Below are 21786 nucleotides of genomic sequence, written 5' to 3'. Positions count from 1 at the left end.
CACGAACGCGCGCAGCCCTTGCGGGCTGCGCGCGTTTTCATGCGTCTGAGAAAATCGACGAATCAGCTGCGCTCTAGAGCGCTGACCAGGTCGTGGAAGGCTTCGCGGTTGGACTCGTTGAGTCCCATGAGGATGCGGTGGGCCTCCAGCACCTTGGTGCGGACGACCTCCTCCGTCTGATCCTGCGGCGGCAGGTCCTCGAGGCTTTCCGGGCAGGGAACCGGTCTCCCGACAATATTGAACACCTGATCGAACCCCATCGACTGCAGCAGCCGGGTGATATCGGGGTGGGTGGTCACTACCGTGGGCAACAGGCCCACCTTCTGCCGCGAAAGGATCGACAGCTTGGCCAGCAGGCCGAGGGTGGTGCTGTCGATACTCTGGGTTTCGGTCAGGTCGATCACGATCGCCGAGAAATTCAGCGCCGAGAAGATCTTTTCAATGGTCGCATCCAGGGCCGAACACAGGGTCAAGCGGATTTCTCCGACGAACTTCAGGACAAAGGTCCCATCCTGCTCGGCAAACTGGATTTTACCGGTACTCATGCAAGGTTCCTGCTCAACACCAGCAAGGCGATATCATCCGGCATCTCGCCCAGGCTGGCCAGTCCAAATACTTGTCGCAAGCCATCCAGACTGCCACCTGCCTCACAAACCATCTCTGGCAGTGCGGCTTCCTTATCTTTGAGGGTCTCGCCGGGCAAAAGGTCCAAGATCCCATCCGAGAGCAAGGTCAGGCTGAAGGACGACGGCAAATCGATGATCTGGTCATCATAGCTCGCCTCCTCGAACAGCCCCACCGGCAGCCCCTTACCGGTCAGGTAGGAGGCCTTGCCCTCGCTATAGAGCACCGGCAAGGGCAAATGCCCGCCGATGCTGTACGTCAGTTTGCCGCTTTCCTCGTCTATCACCCCACCGAGCATGGTCACGTGCTTGCCCAGCTTGGTGTTGATAAGGCCGCGGTTGATATGCCCCAGCACCTCGGAAGGCTTGAACTCGGGCAGCATGCCATTGCGCCGGGACTCGTAGAGCAGGCGCGTGGTCATGAACTTGAGCAGCACGGTCACGAAGGCCGACGACGCGCCGTGGCCGGACACATCCGCCAGGTAGAACGCCACCCGGCGCTCGTCCACGCGGAAGTAGTCGACGAAGTCACCGGAAAGGTACAGAGACGGGATGATCTGGTGGGCGAAACGCAGGCTGTCCACTTCCCAGGGCGTCACCGGCAGCATGTTCATCTGCACCTGGCGCCCGGCGTTCTGGTCCTCCTGCAGCAGGTGCAGGCTGGCTTGCAGTTCACGGTTGGCGGCTTCGAGCTTTTCCCGGTAGCGACGGTTCTCAAGGCGCAGGGCCGAGCGGTCGAGCGCGCGGCGCACCGAGTGCTCGAGAACGGCCAGGTCTTCCAGGGGCTTGATCAGGTAGTCGGCTGCACCCAGGCGCAGGGCTTCGACCGCGTCGCTCATGACGCCAGCGCCGGAGACCACGATTACCGGGGTTTCTGCTTCCAGTTCGGAAATGCGACGGATCAGTTCCAGGCCATCGACCTGAGGCATGCGCAGGTCGCAGATCACCAGATCCGGGCGCTCCTGCTCGAAAACCTGCAGCCCTTGCAGGCCGTTGCTGGCCTGCCGAACGCTGAATCCACTGTCTTCCAGATAGGCCGCGAGGCTTGCGCGCACTACCTCGTCGTCATCAATAATCAGCAGCTTGGCACTGGGATTGTGCATGGATTATCCAGGCAAACGGCGCCAGGGATGGGTTGTTGTAGCACCCGACCTAAGGCCCGAGCACGAGTACGGGGGTTCGCTTTACGGCGCAGACGGTACTCCCATCCGCAGGGCGATTCAAGCTTGCGCCGCGCGCTGAACTCTGCCTTTACACCCTAAATCGCCGGAAGTTATAAGAGGTTCGGCCACCCCGTACGACGACAAGAGGATCAGCGCGTGAGTCTGGACGACCGCCACTACAGCGAGAAGCGCGATTTCATCAGGATGCAGGTGCAGACCAAGGCCATCCTGGAACACGCTGGCCAGCAGTACCCAGCCCTTTGCCTGGACCTCTCCAGCAGCGGCATGCAGCTCGAAGTGGATATCGCGCTGGCGGTGGGCGACCGGGTCCGCGTGCTCATTCCGTCCGAGCACAATGCCCTCAAGGGGCTGGAAGCCGATGCCGAAGTGGTGCGGATCGGCGAAGGCAGCAACGGCCGCCACACGCTCGGGCTGGCCATTCTCGACATGCGCTAGCGGCAATGCCCGGAAACGAAAAAGGCGACCCTGGGGTCGCCTTTTTCATGTCGCAGCAAAGAACAGCCGGACTTAGAAGTCGTCTTCCACTTCGCCGTCCTTCACCTTGAACTCGCGGTTCTGCAGGTAGGCGTTGCGAATGAAGATGTACTTGTCGCCGGTAATCAGCTTCTCCGCCGACAGCAGGCTGGCGCGGGTGTCCACCACATCGACGGCACGGGTCACGTTGCGGGTCGGCACGTGGTCGATGTAGGGGTAAGGCTCGAGGAAGGAATCCGGGACCTTGCCGCCAGCGTCACGCACGTTGCTCGGGCCGAGGAACGGAATCACCAGGTAGGGACCGCTGTCCACGCCCCAGTAGCCCAGGGTCTGGCCGAAATCTTCGTCGTTGCGCTGCAGCCCCATGTGGGTGGCCACGTCGAAGAAGCCCAGCAGGCCGAAGGTGGTGTTGAACACCAGGCGGCTGGTGTCCACGCCGGCATTGTGGAACTTGGCCTGGAACAGGTCGTTGGCCAGGTTACCCACGTCGCCGATGTTGCTGAAGACATTGTGGACGCCGTCTTCGAGGAACTGCGGGGTTACCGCCTGGTAGCCCTGGGCGACGGGTTTCAGCGCATAGGTGTCGAGAGTGTCATTGAAACGGAACATCGCACGGTTGAAGCCCTCCCAGGGGTCCTCCTCCGCGGCGTTCGCAGCGACGGGCAGAACCGCCAGGGTGACGCAGGCCAGAACTCGACCCAGACGATCGAGCCAACGAGCACCGATCAATTGCATTGCAGACTCTCCTTGAGAAAAGTAGTGTGGCGGCCCGCCGCCTCATCAAAGGCGCGCAGTATAAGGCCATCGCACACTCTGGGTAGCATAGCGGACTGCCAGCATGCCGGAAAAAACCTTACTTCATATTGCCCACATCCCCGTTCGCTGGGGCGATATGGACAGCTACGGTCACGTCAACAACACCCTCTGTATCCAGTACCTGGAAGAAGCCCGGGTCGCCTGGTTCGAGAGCCTCGGCATCGCCATGAACAACGTGCCCCAGGGCCCCGTGGTGCTGCAGACCCTGCACACCTACCTCAAACCCGTGGTGCACCCCGCAACCGTGGTCATCGAGCTCCGCGCGGGCCCGGTAGGCAATAGTAGCCTGGTGGTGGAGCACCGCCTGAGCACCCTGGAGGACCCCACGACGCTCTATGGCGAAGGCCACTGCAAGCTGGTGTGGATCGACCACGCTACTGACAGATCCGTGCCGGTGCCGGACGATCTGCGCCAGGTCATGGGCGCAGGCAAGCGGCAGTAACCTCGCTGTCATCCAGGGCGGTTAGCCTGCGCCAGACCTCGTCAGGATGACGCAGATGCCCCACAGCCAACCGCCCGCCTTCACCGCCATCCTCTTCGGCCTTTCCGGCTGCCTGGTGGATTTCGGTGCCCGAACCCTGCCGCTGGCCCTAAGCCGATTGCTGCCGGACCTCTCTACTTCCCAGCTGGCCGAAGCCGGCACCCTGACCCCTCGTGCCGCCCTCGACCACGCCCTTGGCCGCTCCGCCAGCGAAGAAATGTTCCAGGCCTTTCAGCAGCAACTGCTGGACGCTGCCGGGGAACACGCCGAAGCCGTCACTGACCCCGAAGAACTGGCCAACCTGATGGGCGGCGCCCAGGTGCCCTGCGCCTGGCTCGACGAACTCCCCACCCCGGCCAGCTGGCGCCTCGCCACCCCCCTACCCGCCTGGCTAGGCGGTAGCGAGATCAATGGCGCACGTCCCTGGCCGGCACCGGACAGCTGCTGGCAAGCCCTGGCCGGGCTGGGCGTTGCGCGCCTGGAAGGTTGCGTCCTGATCAGTGCCAACCCGCGACTGCTGCAGGCCGGCCTGAATGCGGGTCTATGGACCATTGGCCTCGCCGCCAGCGGCCCCCTGTGTGGCCTGGCACCAGCAGACTGGCACGCACTGGAAGGCAGCGAACGCGATCGCCTGCGCGCCGCCGCCACCCTGGAACTCTACCGCCTGGGCGCCCATTCGGTGATCGACCACCTGGGCGAATTGGCGCCCTGCCTGGCGGACCTCTCCCACCGCCGCGAGAAGGGTGAAAAGCCCTGAGCCCGGTACATTTGTTTCAGGCTTGATCCGAATCAGGCAGGCCTGACCAGGCTGGATTAATCTCTAAGGCATGAGGGACCTTTGAATGCTTCAATGGGTCCACTCCTGAGACATTCGCAAAGGGAGAAAGACATGCCTGAACGCCTGCAGCAGCAACTGCAACAACTGCGCGACCAGTTGGCCCAGGAACCACCGCTGGATGCGGAGGAACGCGCATCGCTGATCGAGTTGATGCAGGAAATCGAACTGCGCCTGGCCCAGGATGCCGCCATGGCGCCGGACGCCACCCTGGTGGATGGGGTCAACCTGGCCGTCGAGCGCTTCGAAACCCGTCACCCCACCCTGGCCGGAACCTTGCGGAACATCATGCAGAGCCTTGCCAACATGGGCATCTAAGGCCGCGCACAAGAAAAAACCCCGACTTCACGTCGGGGTTTTCGTTACTGACGTACCAGGCGGCGATTGTCCGGCTGAACGGGGTGGGTGCTGCGGTAGGGGTTGATGTCCAGGCCACCGCGACGCACGTAGCGGGCGTGAACCGTGAGCAGCTCCGGCTCCAGCAGGCGCTTGAGGTCGAGGAAAATGCGCTCCACGCACTGCTCATGGAAGTCAGCGTGCTGGCGGAAGCTGATCAGGTAGGCCAGGAAGCTGGCGTGATCCAGGCGCTTCGCACCGCGGTACTCCACCACCACCGTGCCCCAGTCCGGCTGACCGGTAACCGGGCAGTTGGACTTCAGCAGATGACTGTGCAGCGCTTCTTCCACCTGACCGTTTTCGGCGCGCAGCAGCTCGGGCTGCGGATGCTCGTAACGGTCGATAGCCACATCAAGCTCATCGATGCAGATGCCCGCGGACGCGGCGACGCCTTCGGCCTCGACCTCCTTCAGGCTGCGCACCCGCACCGCGACCGGAGCGCCAGCCGCGCCGCTCAGGTCCCGCGCCAGCACCTGCTCCAGCTCGGCAGCGCTGGTGTAGACGGATTGGTTCAGCGAGTTGAGGTAGAGCTTGAACGACTTGGACTCGATGATGTTCGGCGAATCGGCCGGAATGGCGAACTCGCCGATCGCCACCACCGGCTTGCCGGACGGCGTCAGCCAGGACAGCTCGTAGCAGTTCCAGAAGTCCACGCCCTGATACGGCAAGGTCGTAGCGGTCAGCCCCAGCTCGTTCCACTTGGTCACACGGGAAATGGGGAACAGCAGCTCCGGGCTGTAAGTGCTGACGTACTCGCTGGACTTGCCCAGCGGCGAATGTTCGGCGGGATGATGCATGGGCGGGTGGACCTGAAAATGCGGAAATCGGGCAATTGTATACAGCTGGCCGGCTGCTGAAAAATCCACCGCACCAACGGCGCCGCTGCATTACAACTTTGTCAGCTTGCCCAGCCCATCCTGTCGGCGCGGTATAAAGCAGCAATTCGAACGATGAGCCACCCATGAAGTTACTGATAGTCGAAGACGAACCCAAGACCGGCCAGTTCCTGCGCCAGGGGATGACCGAAGCCGGCCTGGCCGCGGACCTCGCCACCAACGGCCTCGAAGGCCGAGACCTGGCGCTCGCCGGCAGCTACGACCTGATCATCCTCGACGTGATGCTCCCCGGCCTCGACGGCTGGCAGGTGCTGCGCAGCCTGCGCCAGGCCGGCCTGCAGGTTCCGGTGCTGTTCCTGACCGCGCGGGACGCCGTGGAAGAACGCGTCCATGGCCTGGAACTGGGCGCTGACGACTACCTGATCAAGCCCTTCGCCTTCGCCGAACTCCTTGCCCGCGTGCGCACCCTGCTCCGCCGTGGCGCCAGCGCTCCCCAGGAAACCAGCCTGGACCTGGGCGACCTGCACCTCGACCTGTTGAGTCGGCGGGTCGAACGCGGCGGCCAGCGCATCGACCTCACCACCAAGGAATTCGCCCTGCTGGAATTCCTCCTGCGCCGCCAAGGGGAAGTGCTGCCCAAGACGCTGATTGCCGCTGAGGTCTGGGACATGCACTTCGACAGCGAAACCAATGTCATCGAAGTGGCCGTCCGCCGGCTGCGGGCAAAGCTGGACGACGATTTCCCCACCAAGCTGATCCACACCGTGCGCGGCATGGGCTACGTGCTGGAGGCGCGCGAAGGCTGATGCGCGGACTCTCCCTCACCGCCCGCCTGGGCCTGCTGTTCGCTGCCTGCACCGCTGCCGTGTCCCTGATCGCCGGGGTGCTGTTCAGCCGCGCCAGCGAAGCGCACTTCATCGAACTCGACCAGCAACTGCTGGAAATCCGCCTGGAAGCCTTCCGCGCCCTGGTCAACGGCGTCGACAGCCCCGCCACCCTGGCGCCTCGGCTGGAAGCCCTGCAAGCCGAACTGCGCCTGCACCCGGATCTCACCCTGCGACTGGAAGGCCGCGATGGCAGCTACTGGTTCAACAGTGCTGACGGCCTACGCGCGCCGGCTCGCGATGGGCTCCATGACTGGCAGCAGGATGGCACCGACTACCGGGTGCTGAGCGCGCCGCTGCGGCCGGAAGACCCGGCTTCGCCACGGCTGGCACTGGCTCTGGACATCACCCATCACCAGCACTTTCTCGAACGCATGCAGCGGCTGATCTGGCTCACCGTAGGGCTCTCCGCCCTGGCCACCGCCCTGCTTGGTGCCTGGGCCGCGCGCAGCGGCCTCCGCCCCTTGCACCGTATGGCCGAGGTAGCCGCCGGGGTTTCCGCCAGCTCCCTGACCACTCGCCTGGCCGACGATCAGGTCCCCCAGGAACTGGTGGAACTGGTGCGCGCCTTCAATGCGATGCTGGGCAGGCTGGACGACGCGTTCCAGCGGCTTTCCGCCTTCTCCGCCGACATCGCCCACGAGTTGCGTACGCCGCTGTCGAACCTGCTGACCCAGACCCAGGTGATCCTCAGCCAGGATCGCGACATGGATGCGTACCGCGAAACCCTCCACTCCAACCTGGAAGAGCTCCAGCGACTGGCCCAGATGGTCGGCGACATGCTGTTCCTGGCCAAGGCCGAGCACGGCCTGCTGGCGACCCGTCGCGAGCCCTTGGCGCTGGCCGCCGAGCTGGACACCCTGCTGGACTATTTCAGCCCCCTGGCCGAAGACCGCCAGGTGGCCATGAGCCGCAGTGGCGAAGCCCGGCTCAGCGCTGACCGCGACATGTTGCGCCGTGCCCTTTCCAATTTGCTGGACAACGCCCTGCGCTTCACCCCGGAAGGCGGACGCATCGAAATGAATCTGGCCAGCGATGCCCGCGGCCTCAGCCTGACGGTGGCCAACAGCGGTCCGGAAATCCCCGCGGAACTGCTGCCGCGCCTGTTCGATCGCTTCTTCCGCGCCGACCCCGCGCGCCGCGAGGGTCGCGAGCATGCCGGCCTGGGCCTGGCCATCACCCGCTCCATCGTGCGCGCCCACGGCGGTGAGATTCGCTGCGAATCCGCCGACGGCTGGACGCGCTTCATCCTCGAATTTCCCGCCCCCTGAAACGCAAAAGGCGCGCCCTATGGCGCGCCTTCAAGGCAACCGCTGCGATCAACCCTGTGCGGTGGACCAGTCGATCATGCCGAACTGCCAGGTCGCCAGGATCAGCAGGCCGAAGCCGATGCGATACCAAGCGAACGCCGCGTAGCTGTGGCTGCCGATGAACTTCAGCAGACTGCGCACGGCGATCATGGCGAAGACGAACGACACCACGGAACCCAGGGCGAACACCGGCAGGTCGCTCGGCTGGAACAGGTCGCGGTACTTGTAGCCCGAGTAAACCGCAGCACCGACCATGGTGGGCATGGCGAGGAAGAAGGAAAACTCGGTGGCCGCCTTGCGCGAAAGGCCGAACAGCAGGCCGCCGATGATGGTGGCGCCGGAGCGCGAAGTACCCGGCACCAGCGCCAGGCATTGGGCGCAGCCCACCTTCAGGGCGTGCTTCCATGTCATTTCGTCGACGGTTTCGGCCTGCACCTGGTGCTGGCGCTGTTCTGCCCAAAGGATGACGACGCCGCCAACCACCAGGGCAGACGCCACGGTAATGGGGTTGAACAGGTAGTGGTGGATCAGGTCGGAGAAGGCCACGCCGAGGATCACCGCCGGGAAGAACGCCACCAGCAGGTTGACGGTGAAACGCCGGGCACTGCGCTGGGTCGGCAGGCCGATGACGACGTCGAGGATTTTCCGCCGGTATTCCCAGACCACCGCGAGGATGGCCGCCAGCTGAATGATGATGTTGAAGGCAATCGCCCGCTCACCGGTGAAGCCCAGCAGGTCCGCGACCACGATCTGGTGGCCGGTGCTGGAGATCGGCAGGAACTCCGTCAGGCCCTCGACAACCCCCAGAATGATGGCCTGCAAGGCCGTCCACAAATCCATCGAAAATCTCCCCTGAGGCGCGCTCTTCTGGCGGCCTTTCGTTACGAATATGCAGGTAGCTGGCGCTGCGAGCGTGCCGTTCGGCGATGAGACCGGGCACCGGCGGCCAGGTTCCGGGGACGAATGAGCCTTCAGCTTTGCCCCGAAGCGCCGAAATGCTAACAGAGAGCCATCTGGAAATCGCGGCTAAAGGCTGATTGAAAACGGCCAGCCGGCCTGCTCTGCTTCCGGCACGTAGTCAATAACAAGAAACCAGGAGTTCCCGCCCCATGCACAGCTTGCGCAACCTGCCGATCAGCCGCCGTCTCTGGCTGATCCTCATCGTCGCGGTATTCATGCTGGTCACCCTCGGCGTACTGATGCTGCAGCAGATCTACAACGACCTCTACCAGGGCAAGGAGCAGAAGACGCGCCACGTGGTCGAGACCGCCGCCGGCGTGCTGCAGTACTACCAGGCCCAGGAATCCGCCGGCACCCTGCCCCGCGAAGAAGCGCAGAAGCAGGCCATGCAGGCGGTGCGTGCGCTGCGCTACGACAAGGGCGACTACTTCTGGATCAACGACCTGACCCCACGCATGGTCATGCATCCGACCAACGCCAAGCTGGAGGGACAGGACCTCTCCGGCTACAAGGACCCGGACGGCAAAGCGCTGTTCAACGAGATGGTGCAAGTAGCCAAGGCAAACGGCGCGGGCCTGGTTCACTACCGCTGGCCCAAGCCGGGCGCCAGCGACCCGGTGCCCAAGGTCTCCTACGTCCAGCTGTTCGCCCCCTGGGGCTGGGTGATCGGCTCGGGCATCTACATCGACGACATGCAGGCCGAGTTCCGCGCTCAGGCCATTCGCGCGTCGGCGGTGGGCTTGGCCATCGCCATCGTCATGGCCTTGCTGGTCATCCTCATCGCCCGCAGCATCACCCGGCCGCTGGACGAGGTGGTGTCTGCCATGGCCAACATCGCCAGTGGCGAAGGCGACCTCACCAGCAATCTGGACACCCACGGCCGTGACGAGATCACTGCCCTTGGCAGTCACTTCAACGCCTTCACCGGCAAGCTGCGCGGCGTGATCCGCCAATCCCTGGACGCCGCCAACGCCCTCGACCAGGCCGCCAGCAACCTGGACGGCATCGCCAGCCAGGGCCTGCGCCAGAGCGAGCAACAATCCCTGCAGATGGAGCAGGTGGCCACCGCCATCAACGAGGTCACCTACGGCGTGCAGGACGTGGCGAAGAACGCCGAGCATGCCGCCAGCGAAGTGCGCCACGCCGAGGAGCAGGCGCGCCAGGGGCATGACAACATCGACAGCAGCCTGCGGCAGATCGACCAGCTGTCCTCCACCATCACCAAGGCGGTGGAAGTGATCCAGACGCTAGCCCAGGAAAGCGCCCAGATCGGCAGTGTGCTGGAAGTGATCCGCTCCATCGCCGAGCAGACCAACCTGCTGGCGCTGAACGCCGCCATCGAAGCCGCGCGCGCCGGCGAACAGGGGCGCGGTTTCGCGGTGGTGGCCGATGAAGTCCGCCTGCTGGCCCAGCGCACGCAGAAATCCACGGCGGAAATCCAGACCATGATCGAGCGCCTGCAGCAGAACTCCGAGGCGGCAGTCCAGGTCATCGACGAAAGCAGCCGGGCGTCCCGCGCCACAGTGGACCAGGCCAGCCAGGCCGGTGAGAGCCTGGCGCAGATCGCCCAGGCGCTGCGTAACCTCACCGGTCTCAACGCCTCCATCGCCAGCGCCACGCTGCAGCAATCCCACGTCGTGGAAGACATCAACCAGAACGTCACCCAGGCCGCTGGTCTCGCCCACAACAGCGCCAGTGCCGCCGAGCAGACGACCGGCGCCAGCCAGCGCCTCGGGCAACTGGCCGAGCAGCTGAATCACCTGTTGGGTCAGTTTCGCGTGTAGCCACAACCCAGCCGAAACCGGAGGGAGCCGCTACAATCGGCGGCTTTCTTCCTCGGAATCGGTAAGTTGTCTCCTCTCGAACTCCTCGCCGCCAGCCTGGGCGTGCTGGCCGTCTGGCTCACCGTCAGACAAAACCTCTGGTGCTGGCCCATCGGCCTGGTAATGGTGCTGATGTACAGCTGGATCTTCTTCGAAGTGAAGCTGTACTCGGACATGCTCCTGCAACTGGTTTACGCCGGCCTGCAGCTGTACGGCTGGTGGCAATGGACCCGGGGCGGCACCCAGCACGATGGCCGCCGGGTCAGCCGCCTGAGCGTGCAATCACTGGGTCTTGGCCTGCTGGCGGGCGCCCTCGGCAGCCTTGGGCTGGGCTACGCCATGGCGAACTGGACCGATGCCGCCGCGCCCTGGTGGGACGCTGCGCTCACTGCCTTCAGCCTGGTGGCCCAGTTCTGGATGGCGCACAAACGCCTGGAATGCTGGGTGCTCTGGATAGTGGTTGACGTGCTGTTCGTGGGGTTGTTCCTCAGCAAGGAGCTGTATCTCACTGCCGCGCTTTACGGGCTCTTCACCCTGCTGGCCGTGCAGGGTTGGCGTACCTGGCGGCGTGAGCTGGAGCCGGCTGCTGCATGAAGGTACTGGTGCTGACAGGGCCGGAATCCAGCGGCAAGAGTTGGCTGGCGGCAGCGATTCAGGCCGAATTCGGCGGCCTGCTGGTGGGCGAGTACGTCCGTCATTTCATCGATCGCGAGCAGCGCGACACCTGCTACGCCGACATTCCGGCCATCGCCCGTGGCCAGCTCGAATGGGAAGACAAGGCCCGTTCCGAAGCGCCGTCCCTGCTGATTCTCGATACGCATCTGCTCAGCAACATCCTATGGAGCCGCAAGCTGTTCAACGACTGCCCAGGCTGGCTGGAGCGCGAATTGCTGGCGCGCCGTTACGACCTCCATCTGCTGCTGAGCCCGCAGCAGGTGGAATGGGTAGACGATGGCCAGCGCTGCCAACCGGACCTGGCGGAGCGCATGGCCTTCTTTGAGGATTGCCGCAGCTGGCTGGAGAGAACCGGCCAGCGATATGAAGTGGTCGAGGGTGGTTGGGAAACGCGCCGTCAGCTCGTGCTGCAACGCGTATCCCGCTGGCTGCGCTGAAAATCCATGTGGGGGCGAATTCATTCGCCAAGGGCAGCGCAGCTGCCTCATCGAGGCTGAGAGGCGCACCTTCGGTCCGCTTGGCGATTGAAATCGCCCCTACAGGAAAAGCGCGCCCTACGAGGCCGTTGTTGCCGGGAGCTCGATGCGCACCCGCAAGCCGCCCAGCGGGCTTTCCTGAAGGCTAAGACGGCCATTCCAGGATTCGACGATGTCGCGCACGATCCCAAGTCCCAGGCCGTGTCCCATCACCTGCTCATCCAGTCGTGCGCCACGGCCGATGACCTCTTCGCGCTTGTCTTCGGCGATGCCCGGACCATCGTCGTCCACCATCAGGCTGTAGCCGCCCTCCCCGCCGCGAATGGTGAGGTTGACCTGGGTTTCCGCCCACTTGCAGGCGTTGTCCAGCAGGTTGCCGAGCAGTTCCAGCAGGTCTTCCCGGTCCCACGGCAGGCGCAGCCCTTCGGGGGCGTCCCAATCCAGGTCCAGCCCACGGTCGTGGATCATCGCCAGGGTGTTGAACAGGCCAGGCAGTTCTTCGGCGCAGTCGAAATGGGCACCCGGCAACGCCTCGCCAGCCAGGCGCGCACGGCCCAGCTCACGCCCCAGGCGCTGTTGGATTTGCTCCAGTTGCTCACGCAAGGTTTCGCGCAGCTCGGGCTGGTCGCGCAGCTCTTCGCGGTCGGCCAGGCTGACCAGCACCGCCAGAGGAGTTTTCAGCGCATGGCCGAGATTGCCCAGGGCATTTCGGGAGCGTTTGAGGGTGTCTTCGGTATGGCTGAGCAGATGGTTGATCTGCGCCACCAGCGGTTCCAGCTCCTCAGGCACCTGGTTGTCCAGTTCGCTGCGCTGCCCCTGATGCAGCTGGGCGATCTGCTGGCGAACGTCCTCCAATGGACGCAATGCCCGGCGCACGGTAATGCGCTGCAGGGCGAGAATCAGCAACAGGCCCGCCGCGCCCAGGGCAAAGCCCGTCCACTGCACGCGACGGAAGCTTTCCAGAATCGGGGTGTAATCCTGCGCGACGACAATGCGAACCTGGCGGCCAAAGCGCTTGTAGTCACCGCGCCAGGCCAGCAACTCCTGCTCATCCGGCCCCGGCAACAATTGCGGAGCGAGCCCCTTCTGAGACGGCATGGGCAGTTCGGCATCCCAGAGGGAACGGGAACGCCAGGGCTCCTCGTCCAGTTCGATGATGAAATAGCGGCCCGAATAGGGCTGTTGATGGGCGGGATTGAGACGTTTCTCGTCCAGCTGGATGCCGCTGGGACCACGCACCAGCGCTCCCAGCAGCAACTCAGCTTCGCTGCGCATGCCCTCGGCCAGATAGCGCCGCAAGCCGAGATCGAACAGCCAGAGACTGGTCTGAGCCAGGGCCAACCCCACCAGCAGCAGAACGCCGATCAGCCCCAGGCTGAGCCGGCGCTGGATCGACCTCATCGGCCCTCACCGGTGAAACGGTAGCCCTGCCCTCTTCGCGTCTCGATGACTTCGCGCCCGAGCTTGCGGCGCAGATGATTGACGTGCACCTCGATCACATTGGAATCCCGCTCGGTCTCGCCGTCGTAGAGGTGTTCGGCAAGGTGGCTCTTCGACAGGAGCTGGCCGGGATGCAACATGAAGTAGCGCAGCAGGCGGAACTCGGCGGCGGTCAGCTGGACTTCCTCGCCATTGCGGCTGACGCACTGGCGCCCTTCGTCCAGTTGCAGGCCGGCCGCTTCCAGTTGCGGCTGGTTCGCCAGCCCATGGGCACGACGCAGCAGCGCCTGGATGCGCAGGGCCAGCTCTTCGGGATGGAAGGGTTTGGTCAGGTAGTCGTCGGCGCCGGCCTTGAGGCCTTCGATGCGTTCCGCCCAGGAGCCGCGTGCAGTCAGGATCAGCACCGGCGTCGAGAGACCGCCCGCACGCCATTCCTGCAGCACTTCGAGCCCGGGCTTACCGGGCAGGCCCAGGTCCAGGATGATCAGGTCATAAGGTTCGCTGGCCCCCTGGTGCAATGCATCGCGGCCATCGGCCAGCCAGTCCACGGCGTAGCCTTGGCGGCCGAGGCTGGTGGTCAGCTCATCGGCCAGGGGTACATGGTCCTCTACCAGCAACAACCGCATCAGTCGTCTTCCTCGTCCTTCAGAATTCGCCCGTCGCGGGCGTCCAGTTCCAGCTCTCGCACGGTGCCATCGGCAGTGACCAGCTCAACCTCGTAAATGTAGACGTCATCTTCCTCTTCCAGCTCGGCCTCCAGCAGCCGTGCCCCGGGGTAGAGCCCCAGGGCACTGCGCAAGAGTTGGTCGAGCGGCATGATGACCCCCTCTTCGCGAAGCTTCAGGGCTTCGTCCTGGTCCAGGTCCCTGGCCACCGCTTCGAGCGCGAAGATGGCCAGGACCAGGGCGATGATCCCACTGTAGCGAAGGATCCAGCGCATCAGTCGTCCTGGTGATCCTTGAGGATCTGGCCGTTGGTGGCATCGAGTTCCAGATCCCACTGCACGCCCTGGGCATCACGCAGCTCTACCTGGTAGATGTGGCGGCCGTATTCCTCTTCCAGCTCGGTTTCGTTGATGGTGCCGCCAGGGTGCTTGGCCAGCGCCGCGGCGTTGAGCTTCTCGAACGACTGGATGGTGCCGGCATCACGCAGCTTCAGAGCCTCGTCCGGGCCGAGGTCACGGGCCTGGGCGATACCAGCGGTGGCGGCGAGAGCAGTCACGGCGAACAGGGCAGCGAGTTTCTTCATGGGGTCATCTCCTTGGGAGCTTGTGTGCTTTCGATGGGAGCAAGATACCGAGGACGACTTAATTGAAGCTGAATTCGCCTTAAGACTTGGGAAGGATCATTCATACCCTGAAGAAGCTTGGCCTTGACGGGGTCGCAACTATAATCGCTGCCTTGCCTTCAGGAGCCCCGCATGAGCGCCATCCAGATCAAGTTCCCCGCCCTCACCCTGCGTGCCGGACGCCGCGCCCTCGCCCACATTCGCGGGCAAGGTCTGAAGCCGGCCGACGTCGGCATCCTGCCGGGCGCGGCGGGCGGCCCCAAGGCCTTGGGCATCCAGGGACTTGATCTGGCGCTGTTCGGCGATTGGCTACCACGCGCGCCGCGCGAGCGCGCCTTGATCGGCGCCTCCATCGGTTCCTGGCGCTTCGCCAGCGCCTGCCTGCCGGACGCTGCCAACGGTATCCGCCGCCTGGGCGAGCTCTATACCAGCCAACGGTTTCCCAAGGGCGTGAGCATGGCGGAAGTCAGCCGTCTGTGCGGTCAGATGCTCGATGACCTGCTCCAGGGCCACGACGCCCATGTGCTGTCCAACCCCAACTACCGCCTCAACGTGGTGGTGGTGAAGAGCCACGGCCTGCTCGCCCACGACCGCCGTGGCGCCCTGGGCCTCGGTCTGTCGTCGGTGATCGGCAGCAATCTCCTCGGCCGTCCGCACCTGGCGAAACACTTCGAACGCGTCATCCTCCACGATGCCCGCCAGGCCCCGCCGTTGGCGCCGCTGTCCGACTTCCCTTCGCACTACCACGCGCTGGATACCAGCAACCTGCGCCACGCCCTGCTGGCGTCGGGCTCGATTCCCATGGTGATGGAAGGCGTGCGCGACATTCCCGGCGCCGGCCCCGGCACCTACCGCGACGGTGGCCTGCTCGACTACCACCTGGACCTGCCCTACAACCCAGGTGGCGTGGTGCTCTATCCGCACTTCACGGACAAGGTGGTGCCCGGCTGGTTCGACAAGGGCCTGCCCTGGCGCAAAGGCGATGCCGAGCGCCTGCAGGATGTGTTGCTGATTTCCCCTTCACGCGAGTATCTCGCCACACTGCCTCATGGCAAACTGCCAGACCGCAAGGATTTCAAGCGCTATCTCGGCGACGACGCCGGACGCGAGCGCTATTGGCGCAAGGCCATGGCCGAGAGCCAGCGCCTGGGCGATGAGTTCCTCGAACTGGTGGAAAGCGGCACCTTGGGAGAGCGCCTGCAAAGCCTCTGATCTGAGACGCATGGAGCGAAGGGAGTACAGGGATGAAGCTGGCAGTTGCCATCATTCATGGCATCGGCAATCAACAGGACGCGAAGGATGCAGAGGGTCAGCACGCCTTTTCCCAGGGGCTGATTCGCGGCCTGCGTAAACGGCTTGACGTGGAAGCGGCGGACATCGCGTTCCAGTCGCTGTACTGGGCCAACGTGCTGGACAAGCGCGAACTGGCCTACCTGGAGAAGCTCGAACAGGAACCGGTTCGCTGGCGCTGGATGCGCCGCCTGGTCACCCTCTTCCTCGGCGACGCCAGCGGTTACCGCAAGGTCAGCCAGGCGTACGACACCACCTATGAGCAGGTCCACCAGAGCGTGCGCAATGGTCTCAACGCCTTGCGCGCCAAGGTGGGGCCGAACACCCCGCTGGTGGTGCTGGCCCACTCTCTGGGCGGGCACATCATCTCCAACTACATCTGGGACCAGCAGAAGCTCAACACCACACCGAGCTGCCCACGGGATCCCTTCCTGGCCATGGAAACCCTGGCGTGCCTGGTCACCTTCGGCTGCAACATCCCGCTGTTCACGTTCGCCTATGACCCGGTGCAGCCGATTCGCTTTCCGGGACACTGCCTCGATGAACGCCTGGCGCAGTCTGCGCGCTGGCTGAACGTCTACGCACCGGCCGACCTGCTGGGCTACCCGCTGCGTCCGGTGCAGGGCTACGCCGCGGTGGTGCATGAGGACCGGCCGATGGCGGTGGGCTCCTGGTTCCGCCGCCACACGCCGCTGAGTCACCTGGAATACTGGAACGACTCCCGCTTCCAGGATTACCTCGCCCGCCACCTGCGCGAACTGCTGCGCGCCTGTACCGGTTCGTCCACCGAACCGGAACCGACTCAACCCGGCCTGCCGTCCACCCTCGGGGTGCAGAGCAGCACGGCGTAGTGCCGCAGGAACAGCGCGAACGCGGCAGCCCAGCAGATGGCGGCCAGCCAGAGCGCAGCGCTTCCGGCAATCGGCAGTAGCAGCACGCGCGCTGCAGCGCCCAGGTTGAGCAGCGCGAACGCCACCCCCATTGCGCGGGGCGGTTCCAGTGGGCGACCGCTGTGCCCCAGGCTTACGCGTGCGATCATCGCCAGGATCAACCCGCCCATGGCGCCTACGCCCAAGGCGTGCTGGGCCAGACTCGGATTGGCCAGGATGCCCAGGTGCCAGGCCGCAAGCCCAAGCGGCGCTGCAGCCAACCAGGCGAACGCCAGGTGCAGCGGCCAGAGCAGCGTCACCTGCCAGATGCCGGCGTCATACCAGCGCGCCAATCGCAGCAGATTGCCGAGACCGAGCAGCATGCAAAGACCCGCGAGCCAAAGATTGGGCTGCAACCCAAGGCCACTGGCGAAGCTCGCGGCCAGTAGCACGCCACCCACCAACAGGCTCCAGTCCAGCCAGGGCCAGGCCTTCACCTGCTGAACACGCCCAAGGCCCCGCTGGGTAAAGAACGGAATTACGCGCCCACCGATCAACCCCATCAGCGCAGCCACCAGCCAGAGCGCGGCCAGCACGCCTTGACGCTGCAATGCGTCATCACCAGCGGCCAGCCCCCAGAGCACCAACGCATCGGCCGCGGCCAGCAGGGTCAGCACTATCACCACCGGGTAATTGCCACGCTGGCGCACACGCCAGAGGCTGCGTCCCATCACGAAGGCGACGGTGGGCAGGAAGGCCAGCTCAAGAGGAATGACCAGCGTCAGGGGCGCGCCCATCAACCAGGCCGCTCGCGCGGTCAGCCAGAACATTGCCAGCATCGCCAGGGAGCGCCCGCGCAGACCGGGGTTGCCGGTCCAGTTCTGTACGGCGGTCAGGAGGAAGCCGGCGATGATGGCGCCGCCGAAACCGAACACCATTTCGTGGCGATGCCAGGCCAGCCAGCCCCCGGCCGGTTGCCAGGCAACTTGGCCGCTAAGAGCCGCCAGCCAGATCAGCACCGCCAACAGAGCGAAGGCCGTACCGAAGAGAAAGAAGGGCCTGAAGCCCAGGCGCCAGATCGGCCGGATGGCCAGTTCGCGAGAAGCATCAAGCAATTGCACGGGCCAGCCCCCTTTCTTCCTTGCGCATCTGGTACAGAGCCGTCAGGCGCATCACATAGCCCAGCTTGATCAGTGTCGGGCCCAGAATGACCATGCCGTGGGCACCAATCAGCGTGAGCAGGCCCAAGTGGGCATCGAGGTAGTAAGCGCCGGCGATGCCCAGCAGGAGCTGGAACAGTCCGGTCCAGAGGAACAGATGAGACAGTTGCAGCAAACGCTGGGGGCATCCGAACAGACTGGTCATGATCTTGCACTCCTCGCGTGAAGACCCGGCGCCACCTTGGCGCCGGGTGGCTGTGGTCAGGCCTCCAGGGCGCTGGCCGGTCCAAAGAACTCGTAGTGGCACTGGCGCTCGGGTACCCCAAGCTCGCGCAGGTGCTTCTTCACTTGGGACATGAAGCCTTTCGGCCCGAGGAAGTAGGCATCCAGGTCGCGCTCGGTGGGCAGCCACTGGGCCAGTTGTTCGCGGCTCAGCAGACCTTCGGCGTCGGGTTGGTCGTCCGCATGCGGCTCGCTGTAGCAGAAGAAGCGGCTCAGGTGCGGAATGGCGGCGACCTTCTCGTCGATCCAGTCGCGGAAGGCGTGGACCGCACCATTGCGCGCGCAATGGATGAAGTGGATCGGCCGACCGCTATCTTGCGCGGCTTCCAGCATGGCCAGCGCCGGAGTGATGCCGACGCCGGCGGTAATCAGCACCAGGGGTTTGCTACCGGGGCGCAGGACGAAGTCACCGGCCGGAGCGAACAGTTCGATGCGATCGCCTACGTGGAACTCGTCATGCAGATAGTTGGAAACGCGACCGCCCTCTTCACGCTTGACGCTGATGCGGTACTCGCGACCATTGCCGAGTGCCGACAGGGAGTAGTTACGGCGAACTTCCTCACCGTCGAGGTTGAGGCGCAGGCCGATGTACTGGCCCGGAATGAAGTCCATGAGCTCGCCGCCATCTTCCGGAGCGAAGTAGAAGGAGGTGATTTCCGCGCTTTCCACTTCCTTGCGCACCAGGCGGAACCAGCGGGCACCCCGCCAGCCACCCTTGGCAGAAGCGCTGGCGGCGTAGATTTCCTCTTCAGCACCGATCAGCAGGTCAGCCAGTTGCTGGTAGGCAGCGGCCCAGGCTTCGATGACTTCATCGGTGGCGACTTCGGCACCCAGCACTTCGCGGATGGCCCGCAGCAGGCAGGCACCGACAATCGGGTAATGCTCAGGCAGCACTTGCAGTGCGACGTGCTTGTTGATGATCTTGCCCACGAGCGGGCCGAGAGCCTCGAGTTGGTCGATGTGGCGGGCATACATGAGTACGCCGTTTGCCAGGGCGCGCGGTTGATCGCCGCTGGCCTGGTGAGCCTGGTTGAACAGCGGGCGCACTTCGGAGTATTCACCCAGCATGATCTTGTAGAAGTGACTGGTCAGCGCTTCGCCCCCGGTCTCCAGCAGGGGGACAGTGGATTTGACGATGGCACGTTGTTGGCTAGTGAGCATAAGGACTCCAATTTCTGGGTTGGTCTTTCTGCCTGTTCTATTTCAGCTTTCGTGCCAACTTTTTATCCCTTTAAAATCAATCACCTATATTTCAATGTGTTGTTTTGACTACACTAGCGATCGAGTCATATCGACATGCCGGAGTCATAATGACAACTCATCCCTTCCTGCAGACACTGATCCCCCTGGTCAGCGATCTGTCCCGCGAACTCCCTGAGCGCGAACGCTACCGCCGCCTGCTGGAGGCCCTGCGCGGCCTGCTGCCATGCGACGCGACCGCCCTGCTCCGCCTGGATGGCGACCAGCTGGTACCGATGGCGGTAGACGGCCTCAGCCAGGACACGCTCGGGCGACGCTTCAAGGTTTCCGATCATCCAAGGCTGCAGGCTCTGATGGAGAAACGCGGCGTCACCCGCTTCGCAGCCGACTGTGGCCTGCCAGACCCCTATGACGGCCTGGTGGAAGGGCACCAGGAGCAGCTGGAAGTGCACGATTGCATGGGCTGCCCCCTCTATCTGGATGACCGCCCCTGGGGTGTGTTGACGCTGGATGCCATGGACCCATCGCGATTCGATGGGCAGGACCTTGACGTCCTCGAAAGCTTCGCCAGCCTCGCTGCCGCTACGGTGAAAGCCGCCGAGCGCATGGAAACCCTGACCCGCCGTGCCCAGGACGAGCAGCAGCTGGCAGAGGTGTATCGCCAGGCCGCCGGGCAGGTTCGTCCGCAGGAGATGATCGGGCAAAGCGCCACCCATAAGGCAATGGTGGAAGAGATCAACCTGGTGGGCGGAAGTGACCTCACGGTGCTGATCAGCGGTGAAACTGGCGTCGGCAAGGAGCTGGTGGCCCAGTCCATCCATACCCGGTCGCTACGCTCTCGATATCCGCTGATCAGCCTCAACTGCGCTGCTCTGCCCGATACCCTGGTTGAGAGCGAGCTGTTCGGCCATGTGCGCGGCGCCTTCTCCGGCGCGGTCAATGATCGCAAGGGCAAGTTCGAGTTGGCTGATGAAGGCACGCTGTTCCTCGATGAGGTGGGCGAGCTGCCATTGGCGATCCAGGCCAAGCTGCTGCGGGTGCTGCAGAGCGGGCAACTGCAGCGGGTGGGCTCCGACCGGGAACACCGAGTGAACGTACGTGTAATTGCCGCTACCAACCGCGATCTGGCAGAAGAAGTGCGTGCCGGCCGCTTCCGCGCCGATCTCTATCACCGACTCAGCGTCTACCCCTTGCGCGTCCCGCCCCTCCGTGAACGGGGCCGTGACGTGCTGCTGCTGACAGGCTTCTTCCTCGAGGAGAATCGCGCCAGGCTCGGTCTGCGTAGCCTGCGCCTCAGCCAGGACGCCCAGGCAGCCCTGCTCGGCTACGACTGGCCTGGCAACGTACGGGAACTCGAACATCTGATCGGCCGAGCCGCATTGAAGGCCCTGGCAGCCTGCCCCGAGCGCCCACGCATCCTTACCCTGACCGCCAATGACCTGGCCCTGCCAAGCAACCAGCCGGCGCCCACCACCGAGTTGGTCGATGCACCGGCCATTGAAGCCGTCGGCGATCTGCGCGAGGCCGTGGACCACTACCAGCGCCAACTCATTACCGCGAGCCTGGAGCGCCAACAGCAGAACTGGGCGGCAGCAGCCCGTGAACTGGGCCTGGACCGCGCCAACCTGCTGCGCCTGGCCAAGCGACTAGGAATCAAGTGAAGCGTTAGCTCGTCCGGCAGTATCTGTCTTTTCGGTCAGGCTGCCGGAGAGCTGGTAGAATCAGGGCTTTCCTGCTTTGGCCAGTCACATGGCCGTCACTTCAAGAGCGTTGTTCAGTGGAAATCTTCAAAGAATTCATCTTCGAAGCCGCGCACCGGCTCCCTCACGTGCCTGCCGGCCACAAGTGCGGCCGCCTGCACGGTCACTCCTTCCGTGTGGCCATCTACATCGAGGGTGAGCCCGATCCCTATACCGGCTGGATCCGCGACTTCTCCGAGCTCAAGGCCATCTTCAAGCCGCTCTACGAGCAGCTCGACCACAACTACCTCAATGAGATCCCCGGCCTGGAGAACCCCACCAGCGAAGTCCTCGCCAAGTGGATCTGGCAGCAGCTCAAGCCCCTGCTCCCGGAACTCTCCCGCATCCGCATCCACGAGACCTGCACCAGTGGCTGCGAATACCGCGGCGACTGACAGCTTCAGAATGCAAAAGGCCACCCTCGGGTGGCCTTTTTTATGCCGGCGCGCTGAGCTGAATTTTCTCGCGCGCAAAGACAAACCCCCGACACGCCTGGGCGTATCGGGGGTTTGGGATAGAAGCTTGACGATGACCTACTCTCACATGGAGAAGCTCCACACTACCATCGGCGATGCGTCGTTTCACTGCTGAGTTCGGGATGGGATCAGGTGGTTCCAACGCTCTATGGTCGTCAAGCAATTCGGTTGGGATCTCGTCCTCGGACGCAATCCCGAAATCTATGACTTTCACTAATAGGCAAAGCCCCGGCATGCGCTGGGCATACCGGGGCTTTGGGATAGAAGCTT

At 64.1% G+C, this 21786-nt stretch carries 25 protein-coding genes and 1 rRNA gene; 13 read left to right on the top strand and 13 right to left on the bottom strand.

The genetic code is table 11. The features are described from left to right. Window positions 1-62: 62 nt before the first annotated feature. Together rssC and rssB are read right to left on the bottom strand one after the other, a co-directional pair. Complete coding sequence (rssC, locus tag E8E91_RS22725) at window positions 63-545, bottom strand: anti-sigma factor antagonist RssC (RefSeq protein WP_044874184.1); 483 nt, start codon at window positions 543-545, stop codon at window positions 63-65. Beyond that, window positions 542-1726 (bottom strand): two-component system response regulator RssB, encoded by a 1185-nt coding sequence (gene rssB, locus E8E91_RS22720; RefSeq protein ID WP_280379010.1) that lies wholly within the window; start codon window positions 1724-1726, stop codon window positions 542-544. The genes rssC and rssB overlap by 4 nt, the downstream gene beginning before the upstream one ends. 216 nt (window positions 1727-1942) lie before the next feature. Here rssB and E8E91_RS22715 point away from each other — a divergent pair, with 216 nt between their 5' ends. Continuing rightward, a complete protein-coding gene (locus E8E91_RS22715; protein ID WP_280379009.1) occupies window positions 1943-2242 on the top strand; it encodes a PilZ domain-containing protein in 300 nt (99 codons plus the stop codon). 72 nt (window positions 2243-2314) lie between these two features. On the opposite strand, the gene E8E91_RS22710 is transcribed toward E8E91_RS22715, so the two are convergent. After that, window positions 2315-3016: a VacJ family lipoprotein gene (locus E8E91_RS22710; protein ID WP_280379007.1), complete on the bottom strand. Its 702-nt coding sequence runs from the start codon at window positions 3014-3016 to the stop codon at window positions 2315-2317. A gap of 103 nt (window positions 3017-3119) precedes the next feature. Here E8E91_RS22710 and E8E91_RS22705 point away from each other — a divergent pair, with 103 nt between their 5' ends. The 3 genes from E8E91_RS22705 to E8E91_RS22695 all read left to right on the top strand — a co-directional run bounded on the left by E8E91_RS22705 (window position 3120) and on the right by E8E91_RS22695 (window position 4731). Then, window positions 3120-3539, top strand: coding sequence for a thioesterase family protein (locus E8E91_RS22705; RefSeq protein WP_280379005.1), 420 nt, complete (start codon window positions 3120-3122; stop codon window positions 3537-3539). 55 nt (window positions 3540-3594) lie between these two features. Beyond that, entirely contained in the window at window positions 3595-4335 is a 741-nt protein-coding gene (locus tag E8E91_RS22700; protein ID WP_280379004.1) for an HAD family phosphatase, read from the top strand. Between the two features lie 132 nt (window positions 4336-4467). Beyond that, window positions 4468-4731: a DUF4404 family protein gene (locus tag E8E91_RS22695; RefSeq protein WP_151133121.1), complete on the top strand. Its 264-nt coding sequence runs from the start codon at window positions 4468-4470 to the stop codon at window positions 4729-4731. Window positions 4732-4775: 44 nt separating this feature from the next. Here E8E91_RS22695 and queF read toward each other — a convergent pair whose 3' ends face one another. Then, the gene (gene queF, locus E8E91_RS22690) at window positions 4776-5606 is read right to left on the bottom strand and encodes an NADPH-dependent 7-cyano-7-deazaguanine reductase QueF (RefSeq protein ID WP_280379002.1); all 831 of its coding nucleotides are present in this window, start codon (window positions 5604-5606) and stop codon (window positions 4776-4778) included. 164 nt (window positions 5607-5770) lie between these two features. On the opposite strand from queF, the gene E8E91_RS22685 reads away from it, so the two are divergent. Further along, on the top strand, window positions 5771-6451 hold the full coding sequence (locus E8E91_RS22685) for a heavy metal response regulator transcription factor (RefSeq protein ID WP_280379000.1): 681 nt from the start codon (window positions 5771-5773) through the stop codon (window positions 6449-6451). Next, window positions 6451-7800 (top strand): heavy metal sensor histidine kinase, encoded by a 1350-nt coding sequence (locus tag E8E91_RS22680; RefSeq protein WP_280378998.1) that lies wholly within the window; start codon window positions 6451-6453, stop codon window positions 7798-7800. Before E8E91_RS22685 ends, E8E91_RS22680 begins: the two co-directional genes overlap by 1 nt. Window positions 7801-7848: 48 nt before the next feature. On the opposite strand, the gene E8E91_RS22675 is transcribed toward E8E91_RS22680, so the two are convergent. Continuing rightward, on the bottom strand, window positions 7849-8679 hold the full coding sequence (locus E8E91_RS22675; RefSeq protein WP_280369716.1) for an undecaprenyl-diphosphate phosphatase: 831 nt from the start codon (window positions 8677-8679) through the stop codon (window positions 7849-7851). 269 nt (window positions 8680-8948) lie between these two features. Between E8E91_RS22675 and E8E91_RS22670 the strand changes: the two genes are divergently transcribed. The 3 genes from E8E91_RS22670 to E8E91_RS22660 all read left to right on the top strand — a co-directional run bounded on the left by E8E91_RS22670 (window position 8949) and on the right by E8E91_RS22660 (window position 11734). Continuing rightward, the gene (locus E8E91_RS22670) at window positions 8949-10583 is read left to right on the top strand and encodes a methyl-accepting chemotaxis protein (RefSeq protein WP_280378997.1); all 1635 of its coding nucleotides are present in this window, start codon (window positions 8949-8951) and stop codon (window positions 10581-10583) included. Window positions 10584-10649: 66 nt separating this feature from the next. After that, window positions 10650-11216 (top strand): nicotinamide riboside transporter PnuC, encoded by a 567-nt coding sequence (gene pnuC, locus E8E91_RS22665; protein WP_280378995.1) that lies wholly within the window; start codon window positions 10650-10652, stop codon window positions 11214-11216. Further along, window positions 11213-11734 (top strand): AAA family ATPase, encoded by a 522-nt coding sequence (locus tag E8E91_RS22660; RefSeq protein WP_280378994.1) that lies wholly within the window; start codon window positions 11213-11215, stop codon window positions 11732-11734. The genes pnuC and E8E91_RS22660 overlap by 4 nt, the downstream gene beginning before the upstream one ends. Window positions 11735-11851: 117 nt before the next feature. On the opposite strand, the gene E8E91_RS22655 is transcribed toward E8E91_RS22660, so the two are convergent. Genes E8E91_RS22655 through E8E91_RS22640 form a run of 4 tightly spaced genes read right to left on the bottom strand, consistent with a single transcriptional unit; the run spans window position 11852 to window position 14461 of the window. After that, window positions 11852-13174, bottom strand: a complete 1323-nt coding sequence (locus E8E91_RS22655) for a sensor histidine kinase (protein WP_280378992.1) — start codon at window positions 13172-13174, stop codon at window positions 11852-11854. After that, complete coding sequence (locus E8E91_RS22650; protein WP_280378990.1) at window positions 13171-13839, bottom strand: response regulator transcription factor; 669 nt, start codon at window positions 13837-13839, stop codon at window positions 13171-13173. The genes E8E91_RS22655 and E8E91_RS22650 overlap by 4 nt, the downstream gene beginning before the upstream one ends. After that, the gene (locus E8E91_RS22645; RefSeq protein ID WP_280378989.1) at window positions 13839-14153 is read right to left on the bottom strand and encodes a PepSY domain-containing protein; all 315 of its coding nucleotides are present in this window, start codon (window positions 14151-14153) and stop codon (window positions 13839-13841) included. Before E8E91_RS22645 ends, E8E91_RS22650 begins: the two co-directional genes overlap by 1 nt. Then, window positions 14153-14461, bottom strand: coding sequence for a PepSY domain-containing protein (locus tag E8E91_RS22640; RefSeq protein ID WP_280369727.1), 309 nt, complete (start codon window positions 14459-14461; stop codon window positions 14153-14155). Before E8E91_RS22640 ends, E8E91_RS22645 begins: the two co-directional genes overlap by 1 nt. 171 nt (window positions 14462-14632) lie before the next feature. Here E8E91_RS22640 and E8E91_RS22635 point away from each other — a divergent pair, with 171 nt between their 5' ends. Together E8E91_RS22635 and E8E91_RS22630 are read left to right on the top strand one after the other, a co-directional pair. Beyond that, window positions 14633-15712, top strand: coding sequence for a patatin-like phospholipase family protein (locus E8E91_RS22635; protein ID WP_280378987.1), 1080 nt, complete (start codon window positions 14633-14635; stop codon window positions 15710-15712). A 32-nt stretch (window positions 15713-15744) separates the two neighbouring features. After that, a complete protein-coding gene (locus E8E91_RS22630) occupies window positions 15745-16641 on the top strand; it encodes a hypothetical protein (protein WP_280378985.1) in 897 nt (298 codons plus the stop codon). Here E8E91_RS22630 and E8E91_RS22625 read toward each other — a convergent pair. From E8E91_RS22625 to hmpA, 3 genes are read right to left on the bottom strand one after another with little or no spacing between them, the layout of a single operon-like run. Continuing rightward, window positions 16593-17780: an NnrS family protein gene (locus tag E8E91_RS22625; RefSeq protein ID WP_280378983.1), complete on the bottom strand. Its 1188-nt coding sequence runs from the start codon at window positions 17778-17780 to the stop codon at window positions 16593-16595. The two genes, E8E91_RS22630 and E8E91_RS22625, sit on opposite strands and share 49 nt — an antisense overlap. Continuing rightward, complete coding sequence (locus E8E91_RS22620) at window positions 17767-18024, bottom strand: transmembrane sensor/regulator PpyR (protein WP_280378981.1); 258 nt, start codon at window positions 18022-18024, stop codon at window positions 17767-17769. Before E8E91_RS22620 ends, E8E91_RS22625 begins: the two co-directional genes overlap by 14 nt. A gap of 56 nt (window positions 18025-18080) precedes the next feature. Next, window positions 18081-19262, bottom strand: coding sequence for an NO-inducible flavohemoprotein (gene hmpA / locus E8E91_RS22615; protein WP_190832316.1), 1182 nt, complete (start codon window positions 19260-19262; stop codon window positions 18081-18083). A 149-nt stretch (window positions 19263-19411) separates the two neighbouring features. On the opposite strand from hmpA, the gene norR reads away from it, so the two are divergent. Next, a complete protein-coding gene (gene norR / locus E8E91_RS22610; RefSeq protein ID WP_280378979.1) occupies window positions 19412-20962 on the top strand; it encodes a nitric oxide reductase transcriptional regulator NorR in 1551 nt (516 codons plus the stop codon). A 116-nt stretch (window positions 20963-21078) separates the two neighbouring features. After that, on the top strand, window positions 21079-21435 hold the full coding sequence (gene queD / locus E8E91_RS22605) for a 6-carboxytetrahydropterin synthase QueD (RefSeq protein WP_069084299.1): 357 nt from the start codon (window positions 21079-21081) through the stop codon (window positions 21433-21435). A 125-nt stretch (window positions 21436-21560) separates the two neighbouring features. Here queD and rrf read toward each other — a convergent pair. Beyond that, window positions 21561-21676: ribosomal RNA gene (gene rrf / locus E8E91_RS22600) — 5S ribosomal RNA — on the bottom strand. Between the last annotated feature and the right edge of the window lie 110 nt (window positions 21677-21786).

This window comes from Pseudomonas sp. BN515, assembly GCF_029873155.1.
In the GTDB taxonomy this organism is placed as follows: Bacteria; Pseudomonadota; Gammaproteobacteria; order Pseudomonadales; family Pseudomonadaceae; genus Metapseudomonas.
Note: the sequence above shows the minus strand (reverse complement) of the source record. Positions and strands in the feature narration are given on the sequence as shown.

Bases quoted from the DNA above. Each gene is read 5' to 3' on its own strand.
- rssC (WP_044874184.1), bottom strand. From the start codon at position 545: ATGAGTACCGGTAAAATCCAGTTTGCCGAGCAGGATGGGACCTTTGTC.
- rssB (WP_280379010.1), bottom strand. From the start codon at position 1,726: ATGCACAATCCCAGTGCCAAGCTGCTGATTATTGATGACGACGAGGTA.
- E8E91_RS22710 (WP_280379007.1), bottom strand. From the start codon at position 3,016: ATGCAATTGATCGGTGCTCGTTGGCTCGATCGTCTGGGTCGAGTTCTG.
- E8E91_RS22705 (WP_280379005.1), top strand. From the start codon at position 3,120: ATGCCGGAAAAAACCTTACTTCATATTGCCCACATCCCCGTTCGCTGG.
- E8E91_RS22700 (WP_280379004.1), top strand. From the start codon at position 3,595: ATGCCCCACAGCCAACCGCCCGCCTTCACCGCCATCCTCTTCGGCCTT.
- E8E91_RS22695 (WP_151133121.1), top strand. From the start codon at position 4,468: ATGCCTGAACGCCTGCAGCAGCAACTGCAACAACTGCGCGACCAGTTG.
- queF (WP_280379002.1), bottom strand. From the start codon at position 5,606: ATGCATCATCCCGCCGAACATTCGCCGCTGGGCAAGTCCAGCGAGTAC.
- E8E91_RS22685 (WP_280379000.1), top strand. From the start codon at position 5,771: ATGAAGTTACTGATAGTCGAAGACGAACCCAAGACCGGCCAGTTCCTG.
- E8E91_RS22680 (WP_280378998.1), top strand. From the start codon at position 6,451: ATGCGCGGACTCTCCCTCACCGCCCGCCTGGGCCTGCTGTTCGCTGCC.
- E8E91_RS22675 (WP_280369716.1), bottom strand. From the start codon at position 8,679: ATGGATTTGTGGACGGCCTTGCAGGCCATCATTCTGGGGGTTGTCGAG.
- E8E91_RS22670 (WP_280378997.1), top strand. From the start codon at position 8,949: ATGCACAGCTTGCGCAACCTGCCGATCAGCCGCCGTCTCTGGCTGATC.
- E8E91_RS22660 (WP_280378994.1), top strand. From the start codon at position 11,213: ATGAAGGTACTGGTGCTGACAGGGCCGGAATCCAGCGGCAAGAGTTGG.
- E8E91_RS22655 (WP_280378992.1), bottom strand. From the start codon at position 13,174: ATGAGGTCGATCCAGCGCCGGCTCAGCCTGGGGCTGATCGGCGTTCTG.
- E8E91_RS22650 (WP_280378990.1), bottom strand. From the start codon at position 13,839: ATGCGGTTGTTGCTGGTAGAGGACCATGTACCCCTGGCCGATGAGCTG.
- E8E91_RS22645 (WP_280378989.1), bottom strand. From the start codon at position 14,153: ATGCGCTGGATCCTTCGCTACAGTGGGATCATCGCCCTGGTCCTGGCC.
- E8E91_RS22640 (WP_280369727.1), bottom strand. From the start codon at position 14,461: ATGAAGAAACTCGCTGCCCTGTTCGCCGTGACTGCTCTCGCCGCCACC.
- E8E91_RS22635 (WP_280378987.1), top strand. From the start codon at position 14,633: ATGAGCGCCATCCAGATCAAGTTCCCCGCCCTCACCCTGCGTGCCGGA.
- E8E91_RS22630 (WP_280378985.1), top strand. From the start codon at position 15,745: ATGAAGCTGGCAGTTGCCATCATTCATGGCATCGGCAATCAACAGGAC.
- E8E91_RS22620 (WP_280378981.1), bottom strand. From the start codon at position 18,024: ATGACCAGTCTGTTCGGATGCCCCCAGCGTTTGCTGCAACTGTCTCAT.
- hmpA (WP_190832316.1), bottom strand. From the start codon at position 19,262: ATGCTCACTAGCCAACAACGTGCCATCGTCAAATCCACTGTCCCCCTG.
- norR (WP_280378979.1), top strand. From the start codon at position 19,412: ATGACAACTCATCCCTTCCTGCAGACACTGATCCCCCTGGTCAGCGAT.